This window comes from Pseudomonas fluorescens (assembly GCF_018614775.1).
GTDB classification, from domain to species: Bacteria; Pseudomonadota; Gammaproteobacteria; order Pseudomonadales; family Pseudomonadaceae; genus Aquipseudomonas; species Aquipseudomonas fluorescens_BY.
On record NZ_JAGGOF010000052.1, the window covers coordinates 96,686 to 100,897 of the forward strand.

General features: G+C 62.0%; 5 protein-coding genes. All 5 read left to right on the forward strand.

Features of this window, described 5'->3' with window-relative positions:
• Nucleotides 1-66: 66 nt before the first annotated feature.
• Genes J7E36_RS15540 through J7E36_RS15560 form a run of 5 tightly spaced genes read left to right on the forward strand, consistent with a single transcriptional unit; the run spans nt 67 to nt 4,188 of the window.
• Entirely contained in the window at nt 67-873 is an 807-nt protein-coding gene (locus J7E36_RS15540; RefSeq protein ID WP_215004386.1) for an alkaline phosphatase family protein, read from the forward strand.
• 5 nt (nt 874-878) lie between these two features.
• Nucleotides 879-1,715, forward strand: a complete 837-nt coding sequence (locus J7E36_RS15545; RefSeq protein ID WP_215004397.1) for an ABC transporter permease — start codon at nt 879-881, stop codon at nt 1,713-1,715.
• Nucleotides 1,702-2,502 (forward strand): ABC transporter permease, encoded by an 801-nt coding sequence (locus J7E36_RS15550; RefSeq protein WP_215004388.1) that lies wholly within the window; start codon nt 1,702-1,704, stop codon nt 2,500-2,502. The genes J7E36_RS15545 and J7E36_RS15550 overlap by 14 nt, the downstream gene beginning before the upstream one ends.
• Entirely contained in the window at nt 2,499-3,488 is a 990-nt protein-coding gene (locus J7E36_RS15555) for an ABC transporter ATP-binding protein (protein ID WP_215004389.1), read from the forward strand. The genes J7E36_RS15550 and J7E36_RS15555 overlap by 4 nt, the downstream gene beginning before the upstream one ends.
• A gap of 46 nt (nt 3,489-3,534) precedes the next feature.
• Nucleotides 3,535-4,188 carry an HAD family hydrolase gene (locus tag J7E36_RS15560; RefSeq protein WP_215004391.1) on the forward strand — a complete coding sequence of 218 codons (654 nt, stop codon included), beginning with the start codon at nt 3,535-3,537 and terminating at the stop codon, nt 4,186-4,188.
• The last annotated feature ends 24 nt before the right edge of the window (nt 4,189-4,212 follow it).

The window sequence follows — 4,212 nt, forward strand, 5'->3', positions numbered from 1 at the left end:
AGCCCGCTCCCACAGGGGTCCTTCATTGAGCCACATTTCCCGGTTTTGCCTGGAGTCCTGTTATCCATGAAGCACAACGTCATCCTGGTGGTGCTCGACGGCCTCAATTACGAAGTCGCCCGGCATGCCATGGGGCATTTGCAGGCGTATGTCAGCGCAGGACGCGCGGCGCTCTACACACTGGAATGTGAACTGCCGGCCCTGTCCCGTCCGCTCTACGAATGCATCCTCACCGGCGTCGTGCCCATCGACAGCGGGATCGTGCATAACAATGTCTCGCGTCTGTCGAACCAGCGCAGCGTTTTCCACTACGCCACCGAAGCAGGCTTGAGTACGGCGGCCGCTGCCTACCACTGGGTCAGCGAGCTCTATAACGCGTCACCGTTCGTGGCCGGTCGGGACCGTCATACCGACAACCCCGAACTGCCGATTCAATACGGACATTTCTACTGGAATGACCACTACCCCGATTCCCACCTGTTCGCCGACGCCGAACATTTGCGCCAGCGTTACTCGCCAGACTTTTTGCTGGTGCATCCGATGAACATCGACGATGCCGGCCACAAGCATGGCCTCGACACCCCGCAATACCGCAACAGCGCCCGCTCGGCCGACATCAACCTGGCGGCCTACCTGCAAGGCTGGCTCGACGCCGGCTACCAGGTGCTGGTGACGTCCGACCACGGCATGAACAACGACCGCTCCCACAACGGCCTGCTGGCCGAAGAACGCGAAGTGCCGCTGTTTGTCCTCGGCGACGGCTTCAGCCTCGATCCCGCCGCGGCGCCCAGGCAGACTGAACTGTGCGGCACGATCTGCCAGTTGCTCGGCGTCGACCACGACAAACCCTATTGCCAGGAACTCCTCAAGTGAACGCCATGACGCGCGGCAAATGGCTGGCAGCGTTGTGCCTGGTGCCCTTCGCGATTTTCTTCATCGTGTTCCAGATCGCCCCGTTGCTCTGGGTGCTGGTCAACAGCCTGGAATCGGAGGAATTTGGCTGGGGCCTGGCAAACTTCAGCAAGATCTTCAGTTCGAAGTTCTACCTGCAAGCGATCCAGCACAGCCTGGAAATCAGTTTCTGGTCCAGCGTGTTCGGCATCATCATCGCGGTGCTCGGCAGCTATTCCTTGCGCCGGGTCGATTCGCGGCTGCGCAACTTCGTCAACGCCTTCGCCAACATGACCAGCAACTTCGCCGGCGTGCCCCTGGCCTTCGCCTTCATCATCCTGCTGGGTTTCAACGGCAGCATCACCTTGATGCTCAAACAGGCGGGGATCATCGAGGACTTCAACCTCTACTCGAAAACCGGGCTGATCATCCTCTACACCTACTTCCAGATCCCCCTGGGCGTGCTGCTGCTCTACCCGGCCTTCGATGCGTTGCGCGAAGACTGGCGCGAGTCCGCCGAGCTGCTCGGCGCCAACGGCTGGCAGTTCTGGCGGCACATCGGTTTGCCGGTGCTGACCCCGGCGCTGCTGGGCACGTTCGTGATCCTCCTGGCCAACGCCCTCGGCGCCTATGCCACGGTCTATGCGCTGACCACCGGCAACTTCAACGTCCTGCCGATTCGCATCGCCGCCATGGTTTCCGGCGATATTTCCCTGGACCCGAACATGGCCAGCGCCCTGGCCGTGGTGCTGGTGGCGCTGATGACCCTGGTGACCATCGTCCATCAGTTGCTGCTCAAGAGGAGCTACCATGTCTCGCGCTGAATCGAGCCCGGTCGGGTTCTATCATCGGGCGGTGGTGTACCTGCTGTTCGCAATCCTGCTGCTGCCCCTGGCCGGCACGCTGATCTACTCCATCGCCAGCAGTTGGTCGGCCACCGTGCTGCCCTCGGGCTTCACCTTCAAGTGGTACGTGCAGCTGTGGAGCGACCCGCGCTTTCTCAGCGCCTTCGGCCAGTCGCTGATCGTCTGCGTGGGCGCACTGGTGCTCTCGGTGGTGCTGATCCTGCCGCTGCTGTTCGTGGTGCATTACCACTTCCCGAAACTCGACGCGCTGATGAACATCCTTATCCTGCTGCCCTTCGCGGTGCCGCCGGTGGTGTCGTCGGTGGGGCTGTTGCAGCTCTATGGCTCCGGGCCGCTGGCAATGGTCGGCACGCCGTGGATCCTGATCGGCTGCTACTTCACCGTTGCGTTGCCGTTCATGTACCGGGCGATCACCAACAACCTGCAAGCCATCAACCTGCGCGACCTGATGGACGCCGCCCAACTGCTCGGCGCCAGCACGTTCCAGGCGGCCCTGCTAGTGGTACTGCCAAACCTGCGCAAGGGTTTGATGGTGGCGCTGCTGCTGTCGTTCTCGTTCCTCTTTGGTGAATTCGTGTTTGCCAACATCCTCGTCGGCACCCGCTACGAAACCCTGCAGGTGTACCTGAACAACATGCGCAACAGCAGCGGACACTTCACCAGTGCGCTGGTGATTTCCTACTTCTTCTTCGTACTGGTCCTGACCTGGGCGGCCAACATCTTGAACAAGGACAAAAGCCAATGAGCTACGTCAGCGTCCAACACCTGCAAAAAACCTACGCCGGCACGCCGGTGTTCAGCGACATCAATTGCGAGATCGGCAAGGGCGAGTTCGTCACCCTCCTCGGCCCCTCCGGCTGCGGCAAGTCCACGCTGCTGCGCTGCATCGCCGGCCTGACCGCCGTGGATGCCGGGCAGATCCTGCTGGACGGCCAGGACATCGTCCCGCTGAGCCCGCAGAAACGTGGGATCGGCATGGTGTTCCAGAGCTACGCCCTGTTTCCCAACATGACCGTGGAACAGAACGTCGCCTTCGGCCTGCGCATGCAAAAGGTCAACGCCGAAGACAGCCGCCAGCGGGTGCTGGAGATCCTGCGCCTGGTGGAACTGCACGATTTCGCCGCCCGCTATCCTCATCAATTGTCCGGCGGCCAATGCCAGCGTGTCGCCCTGGCCCGCTCCCTGGTGACCCGGCCGCGCCTGTTGCTGCTGGACGAACCGCTGTCGGCGCTGGACGCGCGAATTCGCAAGCACCTGCGTGAGCAGATTCGTCAGATCCAACGCGAACTGGGCCTGACCACCATCTTCGTCACACACGATCAGGAAGAAGCCCTGACCATGTCTGACCGGATTTTCCTGATGAACCAGGGAAAAATCGTACAGAGCGGCGATGCCGAAACCCTCTACACGGCACCCGTCGATGTCTTTGCCGCCGGCTTCATCGGCAACTACAACCTGCTGGACGCCGACAGTGCCACGCGGCTGTTGCAGCGACCGGTGAGCGGCCGCATCGCCATTCGCCCGGAAGCCATCGAGCTGAGCCGCAGCGGCGAACCGGACGCGCTGATCCGCAGCCACAGCCTGTTGGGCAACGTGATCCGCTACCGGGTCGAGGCCCGCGGCGTGGAACTGGTGGTGGACGTGCTCAATCGCTCGGCCGCCGACCTGCACCCCGATGGCGCCCGCCTGGCACTTTCCATCGATGCGTCGGCCCTGTGTGAGGTAGCCTGATGGTTTTGTTGATTTTGAAGCTGGTCTTGAAAAGGGAAACGCGCTGATGGCCCTGGCAATTTTTGATCTGGATGAAACCCTGATCCACGGCGACTGCGCCACCCTCTGGAGCGAGCAGATGGGCCGCCTGGGTTGGGTCGACCCCGAGTCGTTCATGCGCCGCAACAACGAACTGATGGACGCTTACAGCCACGGCAAGCTGCGCATGGAAGCGTACATGGACTTCAGCCTGGAGCCGATGATCGGCCGCACGCCGGAGGAAATCGAACACCTGGTGACGCCGTGGGTGGAAGACGTCATCGAACCGATCATCTTCAGCGACGCCACCCGCACCATCGCCGAACATCGCAAGGCCGGCGACCGGATCCTGGTGATTTCGGCCTCGGGCACGCACCTGGTCAAACCGATCGCCGAACGCCTGGGCATCGACGAAATTCTGGCGATCGAACTGGAAGTGGCCCATGGCGTCTACAGCGGCAAAACGGTGGGCACCCTGACCTACCGCGAAGGCAAGATCACCCGCTTGCTGGAGTGGCTGGACGCCGAAGCGGAAAACCTCGAAGGCGCGAGCTTCTACTCCGACTCGCGCAACGACCTGCCGCTGCTGCAGCGAGTGGACTACCCCCATGTGGTGAACCCGGACCCGGTGCTCAAGGCCCATGCGGAATCGGCCGGGTGGCCAATTCATAGCTGGAAATAAGCGGCCCTGTGGGAGCGGGCTTGC

Bases quoted from the DNA above. Each gene is read 5' to 3' on its own strand.
- J7E36_RS15540 (WP_215004386.1), top strand. From the start codon at position 67: ATGAAGCACAACGTCATCCTGGTGGTGCTCGACGGCCTCAATTACGAA.
- J7E36_RS15545 (WP_215004397.1), top strand. From the start codon at position 879: ATGACGCGCGGCAAATGGCTGGCAGCGTTGTGCCTGGTGCCCTTCGCG.
- J7E36_RS15550 (WP_215004388.1), top strand. From the start codon at position 1,702: ATGTCTCGCGCTGAATCGAGCCCGGTCGGGTTCTATCATCGGGCGGTG.
- J7E36_RS15555 (WP_215004389.1), top strand. From the start codon at position 2,499: ATGAGCTACGTCAGCGTCCAACACCTGCAAAAAACCTACGCCGGCACG.
- J7E36_RS15560 (WP_215004391.1), top strand. From the start codon at position 3,535: ATGGCCCTGGCAATTTTTGATCTGGATGAAACCCTGATCCACGGCGAC.